The organism is Dysgonomonas termitidis, from assembly GCF_054657735.1.
Genome location: NZ_BAAHYD010000003.1, coordinates 1,632,808 through 1,656,099 on the forward strand (window position 1 = coordinate 1,632,808; position 23,292 = coordinate 1,656,099).

27 protein-coding genes and 1 tRNA gene are annotated in these 23,292 nt (G+C 39.8%); 15 read left to right on the plus strand and 13 right to left on the minus strand.

What is annotated here, in order from left to right:
• Positions 1–248 precede the first annotated feature (248 nt).
• The 7 genes from hisIE (at position 249) to ACYQ3L_RS27575 (ending at position 4,926) form a co-directional block, all read left to right on the plus strand.
• Positions 249–857, plus strand: coding sequence for a bifunctional phosphoribosyl-AMP cyclohydrolase/phosphoribosyl-ATP diphosphatase HisIE (gene hisIE / locus ACYQ3L_RS27545; RefSeq protein WP_379994548.1), 609 nt, complete (start codon positions 249–251; stop codon positions 855–857).
• Between the two features lie 93 nt (positions 858–950).
• A complete protein-coding gene (locus tag ACYQ3L_RS27550; RefSeq protein ID WP_379994493.1) occupies positions 951–1,664 on the plus strand; it encodes a cell division ATP-binding protein FtsE in 714 nt (237 codons plus the stop codon).
• A 23-nt stretch (positions 1,665–1,687) separates the two neighbouring features.
• On the plus strand, positions 1,688–2,218 hold the full coding sequence (locus tag ACYQ3L_RS27555; protein WP_379994494.1) for a GNAT family N-acetyltransferase: 531 nt from the start codon (positions 1,688–1,690) through the stop codon (positions 2,216–2,218).
• A gap of 109 nt (positions 2,219–2,327) precedes the next feature.
• Positions 2,328–2,400 (plus strand) — tRNA-Gly (locus tag ACYQ3L_RS27560).
• Between the two features lie 273 nt (positions 2,401–2,673).
• Positions 2,674–3,909: a site-specific integrase gene (locus tag ACYQ3L_RS27565; protein ID WP_379994495.1), complete on the plus strand. Its 1,236-nt coding sequence runs from the start codon at positions 2,674–2,676 to the stop codon at positions 3,907–3,909.
• A gap of 36 nt (positions 3,910–3,945) precedes the next feature.
• Entirely contained in the window at positions 3,946–4,494 is a 549-nt protein-coding gene (locus tag ACYQ3L_RS27570) for an ORF6N domain-containing protein (protein WP_379994496.1), read from the plus strand.
• 33 nt (positions 4,495–4,527) lie between these two features.
• Entirely contained in the window at positions 4,528–4,926 is a 399-nt protein-coding gene (locus ACYQ3L_RS27575; RefSeq protein WP_379994497.1) for a virulence RhuM family protein, read from the plus strand.
• A 151-nt stretch (positions 4,927–5,077) separates the two neighbouring features.
• Here ACYQ3L_RS27575 and ACYQ3L_RS27580 read toward each other — a convergent pair whose 3' ends face one another.
• The 4 genes from ACYQ3L_RS27580 to ACYQ3L_RS27595 are packed head-to-tail and all read right to left on the minus strand — an operon-like array spanning position 5,078 to position 7,631.
• Complete coding sequence (locus ACYQ3L_RS27580) at positions 5,078–5,509, minus strand: hypothetical protein (protein WP_379994499.1); 432 nt, start codon at positions 5,507–5,509, stop codon at positions 5,078–5,080.
• 39 nt (positions 5,510–5,548) lie between these two features.
• A complete protein-coding gene (locus ACYQ3L_RS27585) occupies positions 5,549–6,487 on the minus strand; it encodes an NAD(P)-dependent alcohol dehydrogenase (RefSeq protein WP_379994500.1) in 939 nt (312 codons plus the stop codon).
• Positions 6,484–6,960: a hypothetical protein gene (locus ACYQ3L_RS27590; RefSeq protein WP_379994502.1), complete on the minus strand. Its 477-nt coding sequence runs from the start codon at positions 6,958–6,960 to the stop codon at positions 6,484–6,486. Before ACYQ3L_RS27590 ends, ACYQ3L_RS27585 begins: the two co-directional genes overlap by 4 nt.
• A 56-nt stretch (positions 6,961–7,016) precedes the next feature.
• Positions 7,017–7,631, minus strand: a complete 615-nt coding sequence (locus tag ACYQ3L_RS27595; RefSeq protein ID WP_379994503.1) for a TetR/AcrR family transcriptional regulator — start codon at positions 7,629–7,631, stop codon at positions 7,017–7,019.
• A 667-nt stretch (positions 7,632–8,298) separates the two neighbouring features.
• Between ACYQ3L_RS27595 and ACYQ3L_RS27600 the strand changes: the two genes are divergently transcribed.
• Genes ACYQ3L_RS27600 through ACYQ3L_RS27610 form a run of 3 tightly spaced genes read left to right on the plus strand, consistent with a single transcriptional unit; the run spans position 8,299 to position 10,192 of the window.
• Positions 8,299–8,562: a hypothetical protein gene (locus ACYQ3L_RS27600; RefSeq protein WP_379994504.1), complete on the plus strand. Its 264-nt coding sequence runs from the start codon at positions 8,299–8,301 to the stop codon at positions 8,560–8,562.
• Between the two features lie 11 nt (positions 8,563–8,573).
• The gene (locus ACYQ3L_RS27605; protein ID WP_379994505.1) at positions 8,574–9,089 is read left to right on the plus strand and encodes a hypothetical protein; all 516 of its coding nucleotides are present in this window, start codon (positions 8,574–8,576) and stop codon (positions 9,087–9,089) included.
• Positions 9,090–9,121: 32 nt separating this feature from the next.
• Positions 9,122–10,192 carry a hypothetical protein gene (locus ACYQ3L_RS27610; RefSeq protein ID WP_379994506.1) on the plus strand — a complete coding sequence of 357 codons (1,071 nt, stop codon included), beginning with the start codon at positions 9,122–9,124 and terminating at the stop codon, positions 10,190–10,192.
• Positions 10,193–10,247: 55 nt separating this feature from the next.
• Here the strand turns inward: ACYQ3L_RS27610 and ACYQ3L_RS27615 are convergent, their stop codons facing one another.
• Entirely contained in the window at positions 10,248–10,964 is a 717-nt protein-coding gene (locus ACYQ3L_RS27615) for a hypothetical protein (RefSeq protein ID WP_379994507.1), read from the minus strand.
• 193 nt (positions 10,965–11,157) lie between these two features.
• Here ACYQ3L_RS27615 and mobC point away from each other — a divergent pair, with 193 nt between their 5' ends.
• Positions 11,158–13,167: a conjugal transfer protein MobC gene (gene mobC, locus ACYQ3L_RS27620; RefSeq protein WP_379994508.1), complete on the plus strand. Its 2,010-nt coding sequence runs from the start codon at positions 11,158–11,160 to the stop codon at positions 13,165–13,167.
• Between the two features lie 61 nt (positions 13,168–13,228).
• Here the strand turns inward: mobC and ACYQ3L_RS27625 are convergent, their stop codons facing one another.
• The 6 genes from ACYQ3L_RS27625 to ACYQ3L_RS27650 all read right to left on the minus strand — a co-directional run bounded on the left by ACYQ3L_RS27625 (position 13,229) and on the right by ACYQ3L_RS27650 (position 18,129).
• On the minus strand, positions 13,229–13,654 hold the full coding sequence (locus tag ACYQ3L_RS27625; protein ID WP_379994509.1) for an RteC domain-containing protein: 426 nt from the start codon (positions 13,652–13,654) through the stop codon (positions 13,229–13,231).
• A complete protein-coding gene (locus tag ACYQ3L_RS27630; protein WP_379994510.1) occupies positions 13,605–13,844 on the minus strand; it encodes a hypothetical protein in 240 nt (79 codons plus the stop codon). Before ACYQ3L_RS27630 ends, ACYQ3L_RS27625 begins: the two co-directional genes overlap by 50 nt.
• Positions 13,845–14,130: 286 nt before the next feature.
• Positions 14,131–14,661: a ParB N-terminal domain-containing protein gene (locus ACYQ3L_RS27635; protein ID WP_459952548.1), complete on the minus strand. Its 531-nt coding sequence runs from the start codon at positions 14,659–14,661 to the stop codon at positions 14,131–14,133.
• 104 nt (positions 14,662–14,765) lie between these two features.
• Entirely contained in the window at positions 14,766–16,067 is a 1,302-nt protein-coding gene (locus ACYQ3L_RS27640; protein WP_379994512.1) for a DUF3440 domain-containing protein, read from the minus strand.
• A 2-nt stretch (positions 16,068–16,069) separates the two neighbouring features.
• On the minus strand, positions 16,070–16,495 hold the full coding sequence (locus tag ACYQ3L_RS27645; RefSeq protein ID WP_379994513.1) for a hypothetical protein: 426 nt from the start codon (positions 16,493–16,495) through the stop codon (positions 16,070–16,072).
• Positions 16,492–18,129, minus strand: coding sequence for a DEAD/DEAH box helicase (locus ACYQ3L_RS27650; protein ID WP_379994514.1), 1,638 nt, complete (start codon positions 18,127–18,129; stop codon positions 16,492–16,494). The genes ACYQ3L_RS27645 and ACYQ3L_RS27650 overlap by 4 nt, the downstream gene beginning before the upstream one ends.
• A gap of 404 nt (positions 18,130–18,533) precedes the next feature.
• Here ACYQ3L_RS27650 and ACYQ3L_RS27655 point away from each other — a divergent pair, with 404 nt between their 5' ends.
• Positions 18,534–19,139, plus strand: a complete 606-nt coding sequence (locus tag ACYQ3L_RS27655) for a TetR/AcrR family transcriptional regulator (protein ID WP_379994515.1) — start codon at positions 18,534–18,536, stop codon at positions 19,137–19,139.
• 424 nt (positions 19,140–19,563) lie between these two features.
• On the opposite strand, the gene ACYQ3L_RS27660 is transcribed toward ACYQ3L_RS27655, so the two are convergent.
• Together ACYQ3L_RS27660 and ACYQ3L_RS27665 are read right to left on the minus strand one after the other, a co-directional pair.
• The gene (locus tag ACYQ3L_RS27660) at positions 19,564–19,902 is read right to left on the minus strand and encodes a nuclear transport factor 2 family protein (protein WP_379994516.1); all 339 of its coding nucleotides are present in this window, start codon (positions 19,900–19,902) and stop codon (positions 19,564–19,566) included.
• 21 nt (positions 19,903–19,923) lie between these two features.
• A complete protein-coding gene (locus tag ACYQ3L_RS27665) occupies positions 19,924–20,718 on the minus strand; it encodes an SDR family oxidoreductase (RefSeq protein WP_379994517.1) in 795 nt (264 codons plus the stop codon).
• 32 nt (positions 20,719–20,750) lie between these two features.
• Here ACYQ3L_RS27665 and ACYQ3L_RS27670 point away from each other — a divergent pair, with 32 nt between their 5' ends.
• The 3 genes from ACYQ3L_RS27670 to ACYQ3L_RS27680 all read left to right on the plus strand — a co-directional run bounded on the left by ACYQ3L_RS27670 (position 20,751) and on the right by ACYQ3L_RS27680 (position 23,269).
• Positions 20,751–21,230, plus strand: coding sequence for a winged helix-turn-helix transcriptional regulator (locus tag ACYQ3L_RS27670; RefSeq protein ID WP_379994518.1), 480 nt, complete (start codon positions 20,751–20,753; stop codon positions 21,228–21,230).
• Positions 21,231–21,536: 306 nt separating this feature from the next.
• Complete coding sequence (locus ACYQ3L_RS27675) at positions 21,537–22,166, plus strand: DUF3575 domain-containing protein (protein ID WP_379994519.1); 630 nt, start codon at positions 21,537–21,539, stop codon at positions 22,164–22,166.
• A gap of 50 nt (positions 22,167–22,216) precedes the next feature.
• The gene (locus ACYQ3L_RS27680; protein ID WP_379994520.1) at positions 22,217–23,269 is read left to right on the plus strand and encodes an OmpA family protein; all 1,053 of its coding nucleotides are present in this window, start codon (positions 22,217–22,219) and stop codon (positions 23,267–23,269) included.
• Positions 23,270–23,292 lie beyond the last annotated feature (23 nt).

Consider the following 23,292-nt stretch of genomic DNA (forward strand, 5'->3'; position numbering starts at 1 on the left):
ATATGTCAGGTTTTAACTAAACGTAGTTAATAAACGTAAACAAGGTGATAAGTGATGAGTTAGACTTTGCATCTTTGCGAGAGAAACTTTTTAAGGAAGAGATGCTTCGTTCCGCTCAACATGGCAGAATATGAAGGTTCTCAAAAAGCTAACGGCTAAAAGCTATCAGCTAATAGCTAAAAAACTGTTACTTTTGTTACTTTTTAACTATGTATTGTCAATAAATGTGAAAATTAAACACGACTAAAATTAAAAATATGAATCTCGATTTTGACAAAGTAGGCGGACTGATACCAGCCATTATACAAGATAATGAGACAAATAAAGTGTTGATGCTTGGTTATATGAATGCTGAGGCTTTGCAGAAAACACAGGAAACGGGAAAGGTGACATTCTTTAGCCGTACAAAGCAGCGGCTTTGGACAAAAGGCGAAGAAAGCGGGAACTTTCTGAACGTAATCAGTATAAAAGAAGATTGCGATAAGGATACGCTCCTGATTAAAGTGAATCCGGTTGGCCCGGTTTGCCATACAGGAGCAGATACTTGCTTCGAAGAAGAGAATAAGGAAGATATCCTGTTTTTTAAATATCTTCAGCATTTTATTGAAAAACGTTACAAAGAGATGCCGGAAGGCTCTTATACGACATCACTTTTCGAGTCAGGAATAAACCGTATGGCTCAGAAAGTGGGCGAAGAGGCTCTGGAATCGGTAATAGAGGCATGTAATGGTACCGACGACCGTTTGATATATGAATCAGCAGATATGCTTTATCACCTGATTGTATTGTTAACATCAAAAGGTTTAAGTCTCGAAGACCTTGCAAGGGAGCTTCAAAAACGTCATAAGAAAAACTAAAAACTAAAGGTGAAAAGTGAAAAATGTTTATCAATCTTCATTTTTAATTTTTCACTTTTCGTTCTTCACTTTTCACTTTGTACTGACATAGTTATGGATAAGGATGTAATTATAAAATATGAAGGAGTTGATTTGGACAGGGATGGCAATAACATCCTCAGTGATATCAACATTTCTATAAATGAAGGTGAATTTATATACCTCATTGGGAAGGTCGGTTCGGGAAAAAGCACATTCCTGAAAAGTCTTTATCATGAAATACCTATCGAAAAAGGTCATGGCCGTATCTTCGATTATGAACTTGAAAGTATAAAGAAGAAGCAAATCCCTTTTTTAAGACGGAAAGTGGGAATTGTATTTCAGGATTTCCAATTGCTTATCGACCGTACAGCTGCCAAGAACCTTGAATTTGTTCTTCGCGCTACCGGATGGAAGAATAAAGATCTGATAGATATACGGATCGGGGAAGTTCTTACGCAGGTAGGCATGCAGAATAAAGGTTATAAGATGCCTCATGAATTATCGGGAGGAGAACAGCAACGTATCGTTATAGCGCGTGCCCTCCTTAATTCACCTGAAATTATACTTGCTGACGAGCCGACGGGGAATCTCGATCCCGAAACGGGAAACCAGATCGTACAACTTCTGCATACAATATCGCAAGGTGATACTGCTGTTATAATGTCGACACATAATTATGCTGTTGTGCAAAAATATCCTGGAAGAATCATCAAGTGCGAAGATGGATATTTGAAAGATGTGAAAATGGGGAACCAGATACAGTCACATAATAACCATGATAACTGAGTAATAATATAATAGAGGGAATTATGGAAATAAGAGAATTAGATCTGACAAGAGGTAACGAAGTTTCATTTATTGAAAACCTGTATATAGAATCCTTTCCACTAAGTGAACGCCGCCCGGTGGAAACAATGCTGGACCTATATAAAGGAGATTCGCCTTTTGTTATTGCCGTAACCCTCGAAGACAATAATATAGTGGGATTCCTCACTTACTGGGATCTAGATGAATTTATATTTGCCGAGCATTTTGCTATTTCGCCCGAGTTCCGCAATGGAGGATATGGGCGTGAAGTGATGGATTTATTTATAAAAGATATCGCCAAACCCATTATTCTTGAGGTGGAATTGCCCACCACTATACTGTCGGAGCGCCGTATCGGATTTTATCAGCGTATCGGATTCAGGTTGTGGGAAAATGTACAATATCAGCAGCCGGCATATCATAAAGATGGTATTGCCATTCCTATGAAGTTGATGACATACGGAAGTTTGGATGTAGAGAAGAATTTAATCGATATCAGAAGCAAGCTGTACAGCGTGGTGTATAATTGCTAAATAAGAGCAGATAGCAGGCCTATAGTGTAAAAAACCTTCTTTTCAATTGAAAATAATAAGCAAAAATTTTGAAAAATTAAAAATAGCCTATATATTTGCACTCTCAATTGCGAAAGTAGCTCAGTTGGTAGAGCACGACCTTGCCAAGGTCGGGGTCGCGGGTTCGAATCCCGTCTTTCGCTCAACCTCTGAAAGACATCAGAGAGAAAAATGAGGATAATAGCTTCCAAATCAACAGATTGGAAGCTATTTTTTTTGAATATCCATTCCAGTTAACAGACTAAGAAAAGCCACTAACAGACACCGAATCGGTACTCGCTGGGTACCTATTCGAATTCACCTAAAATTGGTACCGATTCGCCTACTTAAGTCATTGATTTGTCGCATAATGTCCGTCAATCTGTCCTTCTTTCAGGACAAATTGAAACTATTTTTGCAATTTTAAATTAATGAGTATGAAACGAAGCACTTTTAGAATCCTCTTTTATATAAAAAGAGGTAACCCAAAGAAAAATGGGAATGTTGTTATCATGGGACGTATCACTATCGATGGAGAGCGTTCTCAGTTCAGCACCAAGTTAGAAATCAATCCTACTGTCTGGGATAACAAATCCGGCAAAGTAAAAGGCAATAACGCAAAAGCTGTAAGCATAAATAATGCGTTAGACAATTTTCGGGGTAAAGCTACCATGCATTACAACAAACAGATGGATGTAAATGGGTATGCCCACCCCGAAAAGATTAAAAATGCCTTGTTCGGTTTGGAAGAAAAGAGTAAAACGATCATGTATTACTTCAACAAATTCAATGAACAGTACAAGTCAAAAGTAGGAGCAGTTGTAACACGAACCACTTATTTGAGATATGAACTGGCTCAAAAAAGGTTGGGTGAATTTATGGAAGAAACACGCAAGGTAAAAGATATGCCTTACCGTGAAATTACTACGGTTTTCCTTCAGGACTTTTATTTATTCCTGCGGAATAAATATAAATCAGGAAATAATAATGCAATGAAGACTATTCAACATGTCAGAGCAGTATTTTTTTATATCAAAAACACAGGGGAGCATTTTGCAGATCCATTCGCCAATTTTAAAATCAGTTTTGAAAAAATCGAACGCTCCTACCTGACTAAAGAAGAACTGGAAATATTATACAATAAAAAATTCGGCTCGGAACGACTTGAAAGAGTCCGGGATGTTTTTCTTTTTTGCTGCTACAGCGGTTTATCTTATTCTGATCTGTATAATCTGACAAAAGAAGAAATAAAGACAGGTATTGACGGTAACTTATGGATTATGGATACAAGGAATAAAACCGGAGTGCCCTATAAAGTACGCCTGTTGGATATACCTGTAGCTATCCTGAAAAAGTATGAGTATTTGCAGGAAGATGGCAAGTTGCTGCCTGTAATCAGCAATCAAAAGATGAACGAATATTTATTGGAAATTGCTAATCTTTGCGGTATAAATAAAAAAATCACCTGCCACGTAGCCCGACACTCGTTCGCAACCCTCTGTCTAACAGAAGGAATGTCTATTGAAAGCGTTTCAAAATTATTGGGCCATACAAAAATAAAAACGACACAAATCTATGCCCGAATAATTGATAGAAAACTAAGTGATGATATGGATCAACTGGCAAAGAGGCTTAAAGGTCCGGACCCAGATTGTTCTACCCTAGCTGTTTAAGCGAATCAATACAAATTCAATTTAAGAATAAAAGCTATGGACTTAGAAAATATAAAAGATAAAATTGTCATTGTCAGAGGACAACAAACCATTTTAGATAGTGATGTCGCAATGTTGTATGGCGTTGAAACAAAGCGTGTCAATGAAGCTGTAAAGAATAATCCGGATAAATTCCCTGAAGGATATATTATTTACCTGTCAAATGATGAAGCAGATTCTTTAAGGTCGAAATTTTCGACCTTAAAGAATCCGGGACGTGGAGGGCATTCTAAATATTCTCCGAAAGCATTTACAGAAAAGGCTCTATATATGATTGCCACAATCCTGAAATCGCCAAAGGCAACCGAAACAACAATATCTATCATTGAAACTTTTGCTAAAGTAAGAGAACTTTCAAGAAATATCTCTGAATTACATCAGCAGGAAGACAACAATACCCGTCAATCCATGTTGCAGAAAAGCGGAGAGATCATTGCTGATATAATTTCCAGCGACTTTGAAACAACGGACACGGAGACGACCGTAGAACTTAATCTTGCGATACTCTCTGTAAAACACACCATAAAACGAAAGCCGAAGAAATGAAAAATTGAGTAACTAAAATAAAAACAATATAGTATGAAACGAAGCATCATCACAATAGTCGAAAATTTGGCATCAACACCTACAGTCAGGATTATTTCTGATGCAGGCTCAGAGATATGGATGTCTAAACCTGAAATAGCCCGACTACTTATGGTTTATCAAAATACCATAAGCAATAATTTACGGGCAATTTTCAAGGCTGGTATTTTGAATGAAAAAGATGTTATCAGAGAGTACAGATACAAAAGGCAAAATACTGAATGCATTGCGGTTTATTATAATTTTGAAGTTATTATTGCATTATGTTACCGCATTTGTTCGTTTGGAGCACAGGTGATTCGGCAATACGTTAAAAGTAGGTTAAATGTTGAGGACGATAATAAAACAGCGTTTAATCAACTTCATAAATTATCCCTTTTCTCTTTAAATTAAAAGGTATGAAATCTAGCGATTCTGTTATTATGCCCGTTACTCCCAAAAGAGTAACGGGCATATTTATTTGTAATTTATTATTCTGGGAATAGCCTCTTTTTCATAATTGGTTGCAGAAATTTCTTGTTTTCATTGAGGTATAAGCTAAAAGTCACTTTTCTTCTTGATCTATTGCTATTAAAATAGCTTCCATATTTTCGTCTCCCTTCTTTTTATATTCCTCAAAGAACTGCTGCATTCTTTTGACTACCGGAATATGAATAAAGTTATCAAAGTATTTTTCCTTAAGACTAATGATGACCTTCTTGTTTATAAAATCGATATAGTCACATTCAAAAAAGAAAGGCAGATAGCTCTTATCAATCTCATTGACTTTTGAATCCACCGTGTATTTTAAGATAATACGCCCATCTTCACGTCTGGGAGGCATAAACAAATTTAGTTCCGGGAAAAAGCATACCTCAAATTCATAAAATATTTCAACATCTGTACAATCATCGAGAAAGCTGTAGTGTCCATTCCATCTGCTACGTAAATCAGAAGCAATAAGAGGCATTTGTATTTTCTTGTTAATTCTTTCCATAAGGCTTTATATTAGATTATTATAGGCTTATTACATTAATCACCAATCTATTTTCATAATTATTTTCCCAACAGTGCGGGATTGCTCCATCTCTTTGTGAGCTTCGATAACATCATTGATCGGATAAACTTTAGCAATATGGGTTTTGAGCTTTCCCGTTTCTGCCATCTGTACAATCTCTTGCAATACCTTTCGGTCAGGATGCACCGATACGAATTTTACCTGTTTGTGTATCAATAGGTCTTTTATAAGGCTCAAAGACATGTTCGTATCTATATAGATGCCATTGGGAGCCAATATTGGCTTTATCGCATGAAATGAAGAATTAGATACCACATCGAATATGATATTATACTGTTCCGCTTTTTCGGTAAATTTTTCGTTTTGGTAATTTACCGTATTGTCAGCACCCAATTCTCTACAGAAAGCCTCATTTTTCCCACTCGTTACAGCCGTAACTTCCGCTCCGTAGTATTTAGCTATCTGTACGGCATAATGACCGACTCCGCTACTTCCCCCATTAATCAAGACTTTATCCCCCTGTTTTATTTTACCGAGACTTACCAATGCCATCCAAGCGGTAGAGGCTGCCATTGGCAAGCCGGCGAAGATCGTTTCATCAGCAGAAGGATCTATCTTAATTGCATATCCAGCATTTATTATTACATACTGGCTGAATGCCCCTCCTTTAAGGGTTCCCAGCAATGAAAGAATCTTGTCTCCAATCTCCAGGTCATTAACATCATCCGATTTGTCCACTATACTTCCGACAATATCGAATCCCGGTTGAGAGCGAGGAGAAAACCATCCTGAGAATATACGGAACAAGCCTTTCCTGTTTTTCCAATCAATCGCATTCAGGGACGAATATTGTACTTTTACCAATACTTGTCGTTTGCTTGTTAACCGGGGTTTGTCACAATCTATAATTTTGAGAACAGAAGTATCCCCATATTGATTTTGTGTTACCTTTTTCATATCTGTATTATATTTTGTTGTTTGGCTGTGTTCTTGTTTATTTTCCATAGAAAGTAAATAAATCCCAACGATATACACAAATCTATAATGCCTATTATTACGAAAAGGAAAAGTAAATCAGCCGTTATGTGGTAATAGATGGTAAATATGGTAAATAATGTCCGTCCTATAGCATTCATAATAATAATCCCCTTATTGCGAAGTGGATCTTTCGATACGTAAAGGATGATAGCTCCTATCAGAACCAGATCAATGCCCGCCGTATTGATGAATAGTGCATGGAACGGATCGGTAGGAATTGTGATTAGTGCATTTTCAAATCCACATAAGGAGTTCAGCGTATTCCAAAATTGAAGGTAATGTTCGAAGAGAACCGGAAATATAAATAAACCCGCAGCGATGATATTAAATGAACCGCTAAATCTCAATAATGCTTTAAACTGATTTAAAGTCCTGAATTGTTCTTTCTCCATAATTTTGATATTTATAAATATAATTTAGTCAAATGACTAAATAGGATTAAATAAAATTATAACTTGATATTGTTTACTATAGTTTCTGTAATATGCTTCACACGTTCTTTCAGCATCCGGTTGTAAGAACGCTTATCTGAATAAATAGAATGAAGCAGGCAATTTCTTGCAATAAACGGATATAATGACAGGGATTGTATGTCGGTACATATATCGCTTGGGTTAATCTTCTTAATAAGTCCGTTGGCTATCGCTGTTTCGAGTTCAAGATAGAATAGCTCGAAATTGCTATTTAAAGTCGATTTATCCTTATGACTGTTTATGATTGACAGCATCAGGTCTGTATTTACGGACAATTCATGCATGACGAATGAAGGTAACTGCGGATATTTCATACCCATAGAAACATAACCTTCAACCATCATTTCTATTTTCTCAAATAGGCTTTTATCAGAAATAAGTGCTTTGTTAAGTTTGCCGAACAATAATGAAAGGGCTTCCTGAAAAACGATCTCAAAGATTTTGTCTTTTGTTCTGAAATAATAATGCAGCAAAGCTAAGTTTACCCCTGCTTTGCCCGCAATATCCCGCACAGTCGTACCCGAAAATCCTTTTTCATAAAAGAGTTCACGGGCAGCGTCTATCAGTTTCTGTTCTACTTCTTTATTCATGCTGAAAATTTTAGTCAACCGACTAAACCTATGCAAAGATAGAAAGACTATTTGAAATCGTAAAATATCAGTCTTCTAATTTTAAAATACAGTTTTTTACATTTTTATTATCCTGAAAAAGTAGATAAGGAGCTTGTTATTCGTATTTATATGAATGTATCCTGCGAAAATATTCTCCGCTTGCTATGCTTTCTCACAGCAGAAAGATATACTATTACTATATCTTCCGGCTGCATCCGCATAATCAATCACTACAAATACATTCTCGGATAAGAGAGCAAGAGTACATCCGGTAGGTGTACACTTGCCTATAGCCTGTTAATAAGGGTTGCTAATGCTTTTCGTATTTTTAATGATGCCGTGAAACTGAGCTACTTGTTTCACGGCCATTTTTTCCGCCCTTCTCTAATAACCATCTCCTCATTAGGCTAGGAACAGGCCAGTTGAGATTTCTATTTTTCATAGGCAAAGGTATTCCATATTCCCGGTACAACTAAAATTCTGAAGCCCTGAAGGGTTTTGTGAAAAATCTTCCTCTTCCTTCCCTCCGGGCGAGCGTATTTATTCCCAAAAAATTTTGTCATACCGCCAATCTGACCTTTTGCCGCCTATAAAACAATAGAAACCTCACTGGCTCCGTCCCGGCATAAAAAAAAAGTCGATGATTATGAGAAGAACAGAAAAAAATAAAGAAAACAATATTTCCTACTTTCCATCTAGCATAAAATTGGTGTTGGTGGTAGCGTTGGTAGGTGTCCTTGTGTGGGCTTTAGCTTCCGTTACAGTGTCTTTCGGGTGGGTGGTGGCTCTGTTTGCCTTTTATCTCCTATTCCGTCTGATATGGCATATAATAAAGCTGATTATCAAACTGATATTCTCTATCCTTTTTCTACTTCTTCTGATTTCATTGATCGCATTATTTATCCTTTAAAACCAACAGATATGTATTACACAGAACCATACAGGAAAATAGAATTTACTGCCAAATACCAACAGCAGGAGAAAGTATATCAACTATTTGTGACAGCACTAAAAGCCATTAAACCCATAATTGCCCAATATGACGGTAAAGTGGTAAATGTCAGGTTGGTAAAATCAGCAAAAGAAGTTATCAAAGGTGTGTATATCAGCTTGTCGGGTAACACGATCAGTATTAGTGTAGATAGCCTGACAAGGATGTACAAAAGTGGGAATACTCCGGGCAACGGTAATATAGATAAGTCCAACTGTGACTTTACCATCTCAACAGATGAAAACAAACGGTTGGATAGTGTCAAGACCATTGAAACCATTAACGAAGAAATAAACTACCTGATAAGCGAAATCACAGCTATTCTAAACGATATATCATTCAACTATGATAAGGAAGTCGAAGAATACAAGAAGCTAAAGCAAGCGATAAAAGACTATGAGCAAAGGTTTTCCAACAGACTAAAGAGATATATCAGAATAGATTAATTACCCCTTAAAAACTTAAAAAGCAAATTATCATGACAAAATTATATTCATTATTCGGTGGTACAACAACCGATACAAACATAAAAGCAGTAGAAGTAAACCAAGTCGTTCAGATGCAAGGCTACAGTTATGACCGCTATGTAATCCACAAGATTATCCACAACGATTACGGCTACCAATATCATTTGATAAACCTCCGCACCCTTGATATGCAACAGTCAAGAATCATCAAACCATTGAGCCAAAAGTTTGGTATCGGGATGTATTACGATGAAAACAATATCGAATTTATGCCCGAAGCAGAAGTAGCAGAACTTTATGCCAAAGCAGACGCAAAAAGAGAAGCGAAGAGGGATGCTCAGAAGAAAGAGGAGGAACGCAGGGAAGCAGTAAGGGTAATCGGTCGCAAATGGCTACAGGAGAATCTGCCCGATGATGCACAGGCACTCATTGTTGCCCGATTGAAGCAGGACGAAAGCGACAGCCAAAGCGATTACTATGCAAGCAGTACACAATGCACCGTCATTCTAGGCTTTTCCAAGCATAAAAGAGACAGCAATAAAGTCGGCAAGCCTTTGAAGTCATCTGTTTTCGGTAAAACAGTTGGCTTTGATGGTTTGGAAAAGCGTATGACAGAATCTTCTCTGAAGATAAAAGAGGGAAAGGTTCGGGATCAGACACGTAAAATAGTATCCGGTGCATTGACTACATCACAAGATGAATGGGAATTCAGACGAAAACTCCAATCCTCAAATATTGATCTGGTATTGAGGCGTAATGATGAAGGAAGAATATACGGTGCTACCTTTATCAATCATAACAACCGATGCGTACTCAATGGATCACGGCTCGGTAAGGAGTTTTCTGCCAATGTGTTGAATGAAAAATTCAGTAGCAATGAGTATATAGATAATACACAACCACAAACTATCCAACCGGCAGATGTGTCAACGATAAACAGTCCGGTCAATTTGGAGAGTATAGGAAGCCTGGTCGATTCGGTGTTGGATATTCCTGTATTTGACAACTCGGCTAACCCGGATGCCAATAATCGACAGTTGAAGAAGAGGAAGAAAAAAAGACGTTACGGCAGACAGATGTAAAGACTTGGAAGCCTATAATTTTCGCATGAAAATATTTGTTTACGATAGGTTCTACTCACCGGAACCTATCTTCTTCATACCATTTCCCTTCTTTGTTCTGATATAAGCTCCCGACAGCATAACCGCTATACTCTTTTCTATAAAAAGAATATCTTCCATCTCCATCATCAAATCCATAAAGGTCAACTTCGCTCATTCTGGCGATAATGGGAAAACCATAGCCGTTATTTTCATGACAGTGGCATTTCATTTGAGGGCGTTCGTTATTAAATGTACCAAATACAGTGCGAGCCAGAAAATCTTCATCCTGCACGGACCCGCAATGTTGGCATTTATTACTCCAATATTTAATCGGTCTTTTCGGGGACAGCAAATAATCCCATTGAGGAAATACTTTCTGGATAAGCCGGGCTGTGGGAAACGGTATAAAGCGGATATGATCGAAAGAATATAAGCCGTCGCCTTCATCCCAACGTTCTCCCTTTTTATTCTGTTCCTTCTTTATATGGAGGGATTGGGAAGCTAGAGATATTACAGAAGTTCTGTTACGGCATTGGTTGCATATTACCGGAGCTTCATGGATATAAAACCCTTCGCTAATAATGGCAACGGTATTTTCAGGGAGCCAATGATCAAAAGTTTCGGGAGTGTCATCGTCTGTAAAATAGAAACATTTGAAATCAGGGTCGAATTTTCCACCTTCTGAAAAGAACAACTTTTCTTTTCCTTTGGGGACACTTACAATTGTTCCTTTATATCCGGCTGTATACATGATAGGTTCTGTTAATGTAACTTTTGTAAAGATATAATTAAAATAAAGTAGTTGATTGCTTTTACTTTAACTTTTCAGTTTTTGTGCCACTAACTGCCATACTAACGCCACTTACTACAAGCGAGCTATAAGTAACTGCATAATAGCATGTTAATCCCTCATTTTTGCATTTTACCAATTAAAAGTACATAGTATGCAACAAGAAGATGATTTAAGAGGACTCGCAAAAGTCATGGACTTTATGCGGGCCATTAGTATTTTATTTGTCGTTATCCATATTTATTGGTTCTGTTATGAGTCAATAGTCGAATGGAAAATCAACATTGATGTAGTAGATAGAATTCTACTGAACTTTAACCGAACAACTGGATTATTTAAAGCATTATTGTTCACAAAGCTTTTCTCTGTTTTATTCCTTGCTCTTTCCTGTCTGGGAACCAAAGGAGTAAAAGAAGAAAAGATTACATGGAATAAGATTTATGTGCTGCTTGTGATCGGCTTCCTGTTATTTTTTGTGAACTGGTGGCTATTGGAACTACCTTTTCCATCCACTTCCGGTAGCCTTATTTATATTTTTACGCTTGCCTGTGGCTATTTGTGTTTACTGGTAGCAGGTACGTGGATGTCACGTCTTTTGAAAAACACGCTTATGGATGACGTTTTCAATTTAGAAAACGAATCATTTATGCAGGAAACCCGCTTGATGGAGAATGAGTATTCAGTTAATTTACCGACGAAATTCTGGTATAAAAAGAAAATATGGCGCGGATGGATAAATGTAGTTAATCCTTTCAGGGCGAGTATTGTGTTAGGTACTCCCGGTTCCGGTAAATCATACGCGATCGTTAATTCGTATATAAAACAGCAGATTGAAAAGGGATTTTCAATGTATTGTTATGACTTCAAGTTCCCGGATCTTTCCACTATTGCATATAACCATCTATTGAATAATCAGAAAGGATACAAGAAAGTGCCTAAATTCTATGTGATAAACTTTGATGACCCGTCCCGTTCACACAGATGCAATCCCATCAATCCCTCTTTTATGAATGATATTTCAGATGCCTACGAAAGTGCCTATACTATAATGCTTAACTTAAATAAAACGTGGGTCCAGAAGCAGGGAGATTTCTTTGTAGAGTCACCAATAATTTTATTTGCGGCTATTATTTGGTATCTACGAATTTATGAGGATGGAAAATATTGCACGTTTCCCCATGCAATAGAATTTTTGAACAAGCGATATGAAGATATTTTCCCGATACTGACATCTAAGCCCGATTTAGAAAATTACCTGAGCCCTTTCATGGATGCATGGCTTGGCGGTGCGATGGAACAGTTGCAGGGGCAGATCGCATCAGCTAAGATTCCACTCTCCAGAATGATCTCCCCCCAACTCTATTGGGTGATGTCGGGTGATGAGTTTACCCTCGATATTAATAATCCGGATGAACCCAAAATATTGGTGGTAGGCAATAATCCTGACAGGCAGAATATATATGGTGCGGCACTCGGTTTATATAACAGCCGTATTGTGAAACTCGTGAATAAAAAGGGGCAGCTAAAAAGTAGTATTGTAATTGATGAGTTGCCGACTATTTATTTTAAAGGCTTGGATAATTTAATTGCCACGGCTCGCAGTAATAAAGTAGCCGTTCTTCTAGGCTTTCAGGATTTCTCGCAGCTAAAGCGTGATTATGGTGATAGGGAAGCCGCTGTAGTCATGAATACGATTGGTAATGTTTTCAGTGGGCAGGTAGTTGGCGAAACCGCTAAAACATTGTCGGATCGCTTTGGTAAAGTATTACAAAAACGATCTTCGATGACAATTAACCGACAGGACAAATCAACTTCAATCAGTACACAAATGGATAGTCTGATACCAGCCTCAAAAATTAGTAACTTGACTCAGGGAATGTTTGTTGGAGCAGTCGCAGATAATTTTGATGAACGGATAGAGCAGAAAATATTCCATGCTGAAATTGTCGTCGATAATGAAAAAGTAACAGCAGAAACGAAAAACTATAAGAAGATTCCTGTTATTACCAGCTTTGTAGATGAGAATGGCGTGGATCGTATGAAGGAGCAAATACAAGAGAATTACAATCGCATTAAAGCCGAAACGAAACAAATCGTAGAAGACGAGCTAATTCGTATCAAAGCTGATCCGGAATTAAGTAAATTACTGCCGAAGGATGAATAGTAGATAAATAAATACTCAGGGTGATCAAACGATCACCCTGCTGTTAAGATGTAATAGCTAGTTACTTTAGATTGTTTTTCTCATCATCACGATCCATTCTTGCCTCTAATGCTTTTATTAATTTCTGTAGAAAGGCTGTCCGGCTACCGCTTTTTGTACGCATTTTATAGTAAAAATCGGAACATCGTTCGATTTTTATGTTGAATGTTTCTCCTAAGAATTCGACAAAAGCTATAACCTCGGCATCTCCATTATTAACACATTCTGCTTCTAGTATGGCATATGCAAGTTCAACAAGATTCGATATATCTGCTGTCCATCGATATTTTGAGTGTTTCTTCGAATTCTTCTTTTGTGGAATCGATCCATTTTCAGTTCTAGCCCAATTAATTACACAGTCCAGCATTTGGATAGCTTTGGCTATATAATCAAATATCTCATTTTTTCCCCGATTCGCATTCAGTTGCTTTTTTCTGTATGGATACAAATTCTATACGGGTATAATTTAATACAAAGCAAATAGACATATTGTCTCCCGATGATTTACAAAAAGCAAATAATGTTTTTATAAAATCTTCGTATACATCTTTTATTTGATTGGATTTAGAAATTTTATTTCCTTCCATATTCTCTTGAATATAAGAGAAGAATCCTGTATCTAATAATGTTTTCATCATATTGAATAAATTTAAATTGTCAATAATAGCCTATTTGTTTTTACCAGTATTTACTAAATAATGATATCATTTAGCAGATGCTTTTTTATCTCTTTTATTCCATGCCAATCCGGATAATGGACATTTGCATGGAGGACCGCCTTTATATGACATTCAACCGGGCTATCAGCTTCTATTGTGATTTCTATGGGATTATCCGTTATAAAAATCAACTTGTATGTTATTTTTACCTGAGAGGCTTTGCTCATCTGTTCCCTTGATCTATCTGTCAATGATATATTTACATTTATCCTTCCTTTCCGAATGAAAAGTCTTTATCGGCAAATAAGGCAGCAAGTCCCGTAAGCTGTTTCAGCCGGAGAATCTCGTCCATATCCATACCTACGTGTTTGGATATCCATGCCGGAGACCGCCCCATCGATACCAGTTCCCTGACAATGCCTGCCATCAGGTCGATGTCATGGGAGCCCCTTGCCCGGTTATGGCGGACGGTTGAAGCCATCCGGTCGTCCAGCTTGCGTTGTGATTCCCGGATAAAAGTTACCGGCAGGCGTCCGTAAGTATTTTGGGAGATTTTTTTCGAACATTTTTCCGCCTGCCTGCGGTGGAACCCGTCCACGATCCTGAACAGGTTTTCTTCGGGACTGGTAACAACCGGCATTGTATAGCCGTCTTCTTCAATGGAGGTAATCAATAATTTCATTTCGGGAGGGGCTACACTGTTCGGGTTATAATCATTCCCTTCTACATTTTCCGTTTTCTCCCAGGCAACAAAATCCACGGGCTGATGGCTGAGCGGACTAACCTTGTGCAACATCATACGCACATAATTCAGAGTGTCTATCTTATCCTCCGTATCAGGTATTTCCGCTACCAAACGGCAAAGCTCTGTAATTAAATTTTGTATAGTTTGATTTGCTTTCATAGTATATTCCTGTATTTATCCAGTAATTCTTTTTGTCTGAGTATCTGGCGCCTGGTGATGGAAAAGGAAAGCGTGTGGCAGGTGATATCGTTTTTCAATATGGCCATGCACATGCGTTTCCATGAGAGGAAATCCGTCTTGTTGTCTAATCCCGGCAATACATCGGGAATGGTTTTGAACTTTACCACATACTTATCCCCTTTTCCCCGGTTACTGAAAGTGCGGGTATTAACAATGGTGTCAGGGTCAAGCTCTCCAATGTCTTCGTCGGCAACCGGGCATCCCGTCCTGTTCCAGTAACGGATGAAGCGGATGAACTTGGTCACGTAAATATTCCGGGTTTCTTCCGGCAGGGTATCCAGCAGGAACTTGCAGTAGCTTTTCCATGTATGGCCTTCCGGTAGGGTGATCCTTCGCGCACCCGTGGCTTTGGTTCCACAATAGATATTCCCGAAATTAGCGCCGCTGACCCTGTCCACCACCCGAACCCATGTATCCGGCTCCAGTACCTTGAACAGGTTCAACCCCGCTTTCTGCTCATCCCCGTAAGGTTCGCATATACGCATTTTTGATAAGGGTACTCCCGCTTTGTAAAACAGGTCGTAAATACGGTTATACGGTTTGCGGAATTTCCCGTTATATACCCAGATATCGGAAGTTTTCCAATCGAATACCGGATAAAAATTGTAAACCGTATCCGATATGCGTGTGGAATATTTCTTGTCTTCGAATGTTACTTTATCATCCCTGCTGACAGCACGGTAGCGGTTCAGGCTCTCATCCGAGCGGATACCGACCAGGCAAGCTGTTCTCCCCGCACTTTTAAAACTATTGAGCCAGTCCCCGAAACGGGCGATAAACTCTTCGAAAGTCATATTTTGCTTATAGAAACCGAAAGGGTTGTTTTCTTCACCAATGACAAAAGGATGTTCCGGCATAGGGCGCACCCATTTCTCTTTCTTGTCCGGATCCCAGAATATCCAGTACGGTTCGTACATGGATACGGCATTGGTGGTTGTCATGGGTAGGCACACCCAGTACGGCTCGATCAGGTCGGCGTTTTCCATGTACATCTTTTCCACAAAATCCATCGTGGCTTTATAAGATGCTTCCACGTCGATATGCAGCAGCGATATTTTGCGGGTTATCCGGTGGCTCCGCATATAGTCCAGCACCAGGTTGAGAAGCACCCCGCTGTCTTTGCCGCCCGAAAACGATACGTATATGTTATCGAAACGGGAAAAGATATAGCCGATACGCTCCATTGCTTTCCTATACACGTCCTTTTCCTGCATCATGATCAGATAACTTTTACCATTTTGGCATACCGGACAGCCTTCCTTTCCAGTGTAAAGCCGAGTTTTTCCAATAGGGGGAACTCATGCTCTTCAGCCATGAAAGTTACGACTATTCCTTTTTCCATATCCGGAAGGGCTTTCTCCAGCAGCATTTCCAGCACCTCGTTATCCTGCCAGGTGAAATCATTACATATATGTCCGTTGCAAACAGACAGGAATCCGGTTACCAGGTTCCTGTTTTTCAGGGATACATACCACAGGTGGTCTTCCGTGTTCTTGAACGGATAGCCCCCGTTCATCCGTATCACCACCGGGTTCATTACAAAAGGGCCTATCAGGTTGTGCAACCGTATGTCCGTGCCCCATATTTTTTCAATGCGCTGTACCTCCTGAAGGGTTGCCTCTGCTGTATTTATCATTGTACTCATAGGCTTTTTATAAAATGAATAAGTTCTGATTTGTCTGAAAGCGATTGCTTCAGTTCATAGGCCAGCTTCCCTTTCCGTTGCAGGTTACTGACGATAGCCCGGTCTATACCGGAATTGGTAACAAACCGTTTGACCGGTACATTGCCGGCCATTCCGCAATCCTCAATATAAGTGAAGCACCGGCGGTAGTCGGCATAACGGAATGAGAGGCTGAAAAACAGGATCTGACTGAAATTCCGGATGTCGCTCAACCTGAAGTCCGGGAAATAGAGCGTGGATATCAGGTACTTTTTCCCTTCAAGCATAAATTGCTCTTTTTCCTTTGTGAAACAGCCCTTTCCCCTGTTACCGATGACCGCGCAATTATCCGCACCCAGAAACATCCGCAGCAGGTCAATCTCGAACAGGAATTTACAGAATATGATGCTTTTGTCTTCCAGATGCTCCTTTAACAGGGGGAGTTTGTTCGTGTCATAACTTTGCACATCACAACCCCTGGCTAAGGGAAAGCCGCACACGATCTTCTGTAACTGGATGAATATGCGGAACACATCATAAAGGCCCAGTTCGTTTTTCTCGATCATCGTGAGCAGTTCGTTTTTTTTCCGGGAATAATAATACCGCTGTTTTTCGGTCAGCTCGCAACAGATGGTTTTCACCGGCTGATCCGGCTGGCTTTCAGGCCGAATTTCGCGGTAATAGGTATATGGCTTCACTTTTTCGACCAGGTATGCAAGGTTTTTATATCCGAGTATCTGGGTTCCGCCATACCCGCCGTAAATAATATGCATTCGGGCGAAATCTTCCCAGCGGTAATAGCGGAGAATCAAACGGCTCAAGAGGTTGTATTGCATATACACGTCATGGATGTTGCCCACTATCATGGATTCGGTCATGATCAATTTATAATTGCACCTGTCCGTAATATCCTCCATTCGGCGGGAGCGCACGGACTGCGGGGATTTGAAGAGATGGCAACTGTCAATAATGACCATCGTCGCCGGATCGGCATCCGCAGCCAGGAGTTGATACCGCCGGATGTTATGGCTAAGGCTTTCGATCGGGACAAGAAACACCGGAAAGAAAAGGTCTTCCCAAAGACTGAAAAACTTTTCTTTAAAAGGCTCTATGTCGGCATGCGGAAGAAAGATAAATAACCGGCGTATTTGCCCGGCCCTGCGCCTGCTCCCGGCGAGTCCGATAGCGGCAGACCACCTGAAAGAACGGGATTCCGAGATCAGGGCTGCCGCTTTCCGTGTGCAGAGGAAACGGACTGCATCCCGTTCTTCCTGGGAAGCGCCGGACAAAAAGGGGGAGGTGTTATCCCTCAGGCGCAGGTGTAACGGAATATTGCGGCATTGCAATTCACAATCATGGAGGATCTCATACAACTGTTCATTCAGGTTCCCTTTTATCTGTTCGGCCTCCCGGTCGCACCAGCTTTCATTATAGACATCCGAACGTATCCTCACAAAAAGTTGCAACCTGGCATTTATAACCTCAAAGAATACTTTTATAGTAACCGGGTAAGGACAATCAAGGCTATACGGGATATATAGTCTTGTTCCTGACGGCGACTGGTATATGGCCGCCCCTTTGATACGGTGCCGGAGTTTTTCTAAAAGATATTCCATAAAGCACATGTATTAATTCATAAATACCGTTTTATAAGCAGCATAATTACATATGCTTGGGCCATATCATGCCTTATGGTATAACCACGGAAAGCATTACAGATACAAAAAAAAAGAAAAACAGTACGTATATACTGTTTGCAAAAATATAAAATTATTCGTTTATACAAGTACTTTGATAGATTTTTTAGTAAATTTACATCATAATCCCGGATTTATAACAGCCTTGCGGAGTTCGATAAAATCTGTTATCCTTTTTATTTTCAAGTCTATGTATATGTAAATCCGTTTATTTGAAAGACAAGTGATTGGTTAAACCCCGTTATTGGCCGGAATACATGCCGATTATAAAAAATATAAAATAAACAGTATATTTGTATCTTCTATTTTCAGTATACAACAAAATGACCAAAGGCAGGAATATCAAAGAAACAATCCAGGAAGAAGCTTTCAGGCTGTTCCTGTCAAAACCATACGATAAGGTAACTTATACGGATCTGGAAAAAGCCACCGGCTTCAGCAGGGGCGCCATACTGCACCACTTCAAGACAAAACTATCCCTTCTCGAACAGGTTGTTGACAAATACGTCTTCAAGAACAACTCGGTATTCGACCTCTACAATGAACAAATAGGGATGAGTTTCCTGAGTTTTATCCATATATATTGTGACTGGGTGGAAAACCGGAAAAGGGAATTCAGGAGTATGGGAGTGGAAAACTACAGTCTCGCCGTGGTTAACATAGCTATGCAGGCATCCTATTTCTATCCCGGCATGGTGCAAAAATTGTCCGAATTCTCTTTAAAAGAGAGGGAAATCTGGAGTTATATCCTAAGGCGCGGAATTGAATCGGGAGAGCTTCGCAAAGACATCGACATTCCTTTTATCGCCCATAATCTCCAGGACACATATTACGGAACCGCCTTCACGGGATTAGCCCGTCCCGATGGGGCTGATATCCCATTTTTAAGGAAGCGGTTCTTGCACATTTATGAATCGATAAAAGCCTGACCTGATTTAAGGTTCAGGTTTTCAATCCGGAGCGTGTAAATTTCACAAGACTGCATACCGTATCTTTTGATATACACAACAAGCAGCATAAGTATTTCATCACAAACTGCTTATAACGATATTAAGATGATAGCTTACTACTATATACTATTATAAGACTCTCCTTTTTCATCCCTTTCCATATTTTTGTCGGACAGTATGTGTATACTCTTTCGAAAATAATATCTGTTCAAAATATACATAACAGCATTTAGTACAAAAATAAGCACACAATAATCCCTAAGATCATTGAGATATTATATAAAAACATTTAAGAAGTTTGTTTTTATATGCAAACACTACTTTTTGAGACAAGGTTGATGGGATATCAGCCTTGTTTATTTTCATTAGATGCCACAGGGGATTTGTTAAATTTATTCATGTCTTACTCATTGCTGAGAATAATTTCTAAACGAGTAATCTTGCTGTCTTTTGTTTCCATATGATAGTCCAAAGCAACCGGGCTTCCGTCAAAATCTCCTGAGACAACAGCCGTAAGAATAGCCTTTGAATCGGTTCCTGAATATTTCGTTGGCTTCATTCTTGTCTTGAATTGTTGATTGGCGTCTTCAATCCAATTCTTTATGGCCTTTTGACCCTTATATTCTTTTTCTTCGTCAATGACAAGTGCTGTTTCTGAGAAACAGTCGGCATAGGCCTCGCTGTCATAATTTTTCTGTGCTGCTAATAAGTCTGATATGACTTTCGGTAATTTTAAATGCATTGTTCTTGTTTTTTTAAGTTATTATATAGTGGGAATAGTCCCTCCGTCAATTATATATTCTGTTCCTGTCAGGTATCCGGCTCGGGGCGAGACTAAAAAGCCGACAAATTCCGCAATATCTTCGGGTTGGGCAGGCCTTCCGATAGGTATTCCTCCCAATGCATCCATCACACTCTGTGTGGCTTGCTCTACCGTGATGTTTGAACTTTCTGCGATTCTTTCCATCATCCGGGTAGCAGAACCGGTCATAATCCAACCGGGGGAAACCGTCAATACACGCACTCCTTTGGAAGAAACCTCTTTGGACAGACCTTTGCTGTAATTAATCAACCCGGCTTTGGCTGCTGCATAAGGAAGAGTGGATTCATGCAGAGGTAATCTTCCCTGAATGGATGCGATATGAATGATAACGCCATTTTCCTGTTCTATCATTTGCGGTAAAAAGCCTCTGTCTAGACGGACGGGCGCAAGTAGATTGGTCTTGATCCCCGTTTCCCAATCTTCATCTGTTAGAGCGGCAAAGCCTCCTCCCGGAGTTTCTGAGGCACCAAGGTTATTTACTAAAATATCGAGTCTGCCGAATTTCAATAAAACCCCTTCCACCACTTTTTGAGTCCCTTCCGGCCTACTTAAATCAGCGGGAATAAAATACAGGTTGGAGTTTTCCTCTTCCGGTTCATTTCTTGCCGTAATGACAACGGTTGCCCCTGCTTTTAGCAACCGTTCCGCGATTGCTTTTCCTGCACCTTTGGTTCCACCTGTTACCAATGCTATTTTGCCAGACAACTCATTCTTAAAATTAAATTCCTGTTTCATACTTTGTTTTTTTTGATACAAAATTAGGATGTATGCCGAATTTATACAAGTACGGAAAAACGAATCGGATAGGGATAAATTATTCTCCTATTGTACAATTTTGGACATATGAATATATTTGTACCATGTATGAAAGAAAGATACCGTTAAGCTTGAATTGCGGGCTCGACCTGATTGGCGAAGTCCTCTACGGCAAATGGAAAATCCGCCTATTGTGGTTTATCCATGAAGGGTATAAACGTCCGAGTGAATTGCAACGTAAAATCCCTGATGCTTCCCGCAGAGTCCTCAATATACAGTTGAAAGAGCTGGAGGAACATGAACTGATTACGAAAACGATTTATCCGGTAGTCCCGCCAAAGGTTGAATACAGCCTGACTGAATTTGGCGAAACATTAATTCCCGTTCTTTCAGCGCTAGGGCAATGGGGAGATGAACATCAGGAACGTTTACGGTATCTGATATTAAAGCGATTAGAGCAGGTTCCCATTGACAAGGACGTAATTCTTTGATATTTTCTGTAAAAGCTTTTCATCCGGGCGATATGGTTTATTTCCTAAAACTTTTGAATAAAGTATGATCATACTAAAAAAGGATGTGTATAAATTTGATCAGGCCACAGCGACTGTTCCCTAATACATGAATAAATAAATCGAATAAGTATTTCATCACAAACTGATTACAACGATATTAAGATGATAGTTTACTACTATATACTATCATTAGACTTTCCTATATCATCCCTTTTACATACTTTTGCAAAACAGTATATTTGTACTTTTTATTGCATTTACTAAAGATATAAAACTTCACATAGGATGTTCAAGCAAACCGTATTGCTATTGGCAGTATCAGTTACCATTTTAACAAATCTGTATTCTCAGGAAATGCGCCGGGATGTTTTTCTGCCGGAAGGAACGGTACTGCCGGCAAGGCTACCCGTGTTGAGTATCAAGACCAACCTGCTGCATGATCTCGCAGCAACGATGAACCTGGGGGCTGAGGCACGCCTGTCGGACTACCTGACCCTGGATCTGTCGGCAAGCTACAATCCCTGGACATTCAGTGATAACCGCAAATGGAAGCATCTGCTGATCCAACCGGAGCTTCGCTACTGGATTCATGAACCGTTCAACGGGCATTATCTGGGAACACACCTGCTCTACAACAACTACAATATCGGCAACCTGGATTTGCCGCTTGATATATTTCCCGAACTGAAAGACTACCGTTTCCAGGGCCATGCCTGGGGCGCAGGCTTCTCCTACGGCTACCAGTGGATACTCTCCCGTCGTTGGAATCTGGAAGCCACCTTTGGTTTCGGGTATGTATATACCGATTACAGCAAATACGAATGCCACACCTGCGGACGTAAAACAAGTGAGGGAAGCAAACACTGGTTCGGCCCCACCAAAGCGGGTGTTTCACTAATCTATATCGTCAAATGAGGTCAGATAGCCTCGAAAACAGATAATAGCTTACTTAAAAGCATAGATTTATGAAGCAATATATTTTAACTGTTTTTTCGTTTTTGATTTCCTTATCCGGATTTTCCCAGGGTCTGATTATAGTAGATGCACGGGAGTTCGGAAAAAGGGATGACAGTCTTTCAGTCGATCTTCTGATCAGGATCAATCCCCTTTCGATAGAAGCAGGACAGGGGCTTTGTATCAGTCCGCAAATAGAAGCAGGCGATTCCTTACTTTCGTTGCCGCCGGTTATCGTACTGGGTGAGAATAAACGGAGGGTGATAGCCCGTTTTAACCGGGATGTGGCGGATAATTCCATATCTGCGCGTATAAGCAACGACACGGTATTGTCCTATGCGGCAAAAGTTCCCTACACCTCATGGATGGATTCGGCCCGCTTGCAGGTACTGCAGGAGACATCGGGCTACCGGGGCAGAAACACCCTGATCGCTTACCGCTTAAATAATGGAGTAAAACAACATGCGGTGTTCCACCCGGAAGATATACCACTTGCAGTCCATCCCACCTCTCACAAATATGCCATAAAACGCCGTCGAGACAAGGCGTATATGGATTTTCCGGCTGATAACTCTGTGATCCTGCCGGGATTCATGCGTAACGCCATAGAACTGGCAAAGATTGAATGTAATCTCCGCGAAGTTCAGGATAATCCGGATGCCCGTTTGCTGGGCCTGTATATAGAGGGTTATGCTTCCCCTGAAGGTTTGTATATCCACAATGAACGCCTTGCCGGGGAGAGAGCCCATGCTCTGAAAGAGTATATTAAAAGCCGATTTTCCATTGATGATAACCTTTTGCGGGTTACTTCCCATGGTGAAGACTGGGAAGGCCTGACGGAACAGGTCAGGGCAAGCAGTTTGCCGCAAAAAGACAGGATATTGGACATAATAGCTACTGTACCGGTTGCCGAAGGCAGGGAGTCGGCCTTAATGCGGTTAGACAAGGGCGTTCCTTACCTCAGGATGCTAAAAGAAATGTTTCCGGCTTTAAGACGGATCGAATACCGGATCGATTATGAAGTGAAGGTATATGGGGAAGGCAAAGAAGAAATAAATGAATAGTAAAAACTTATAAACGTTTGTAA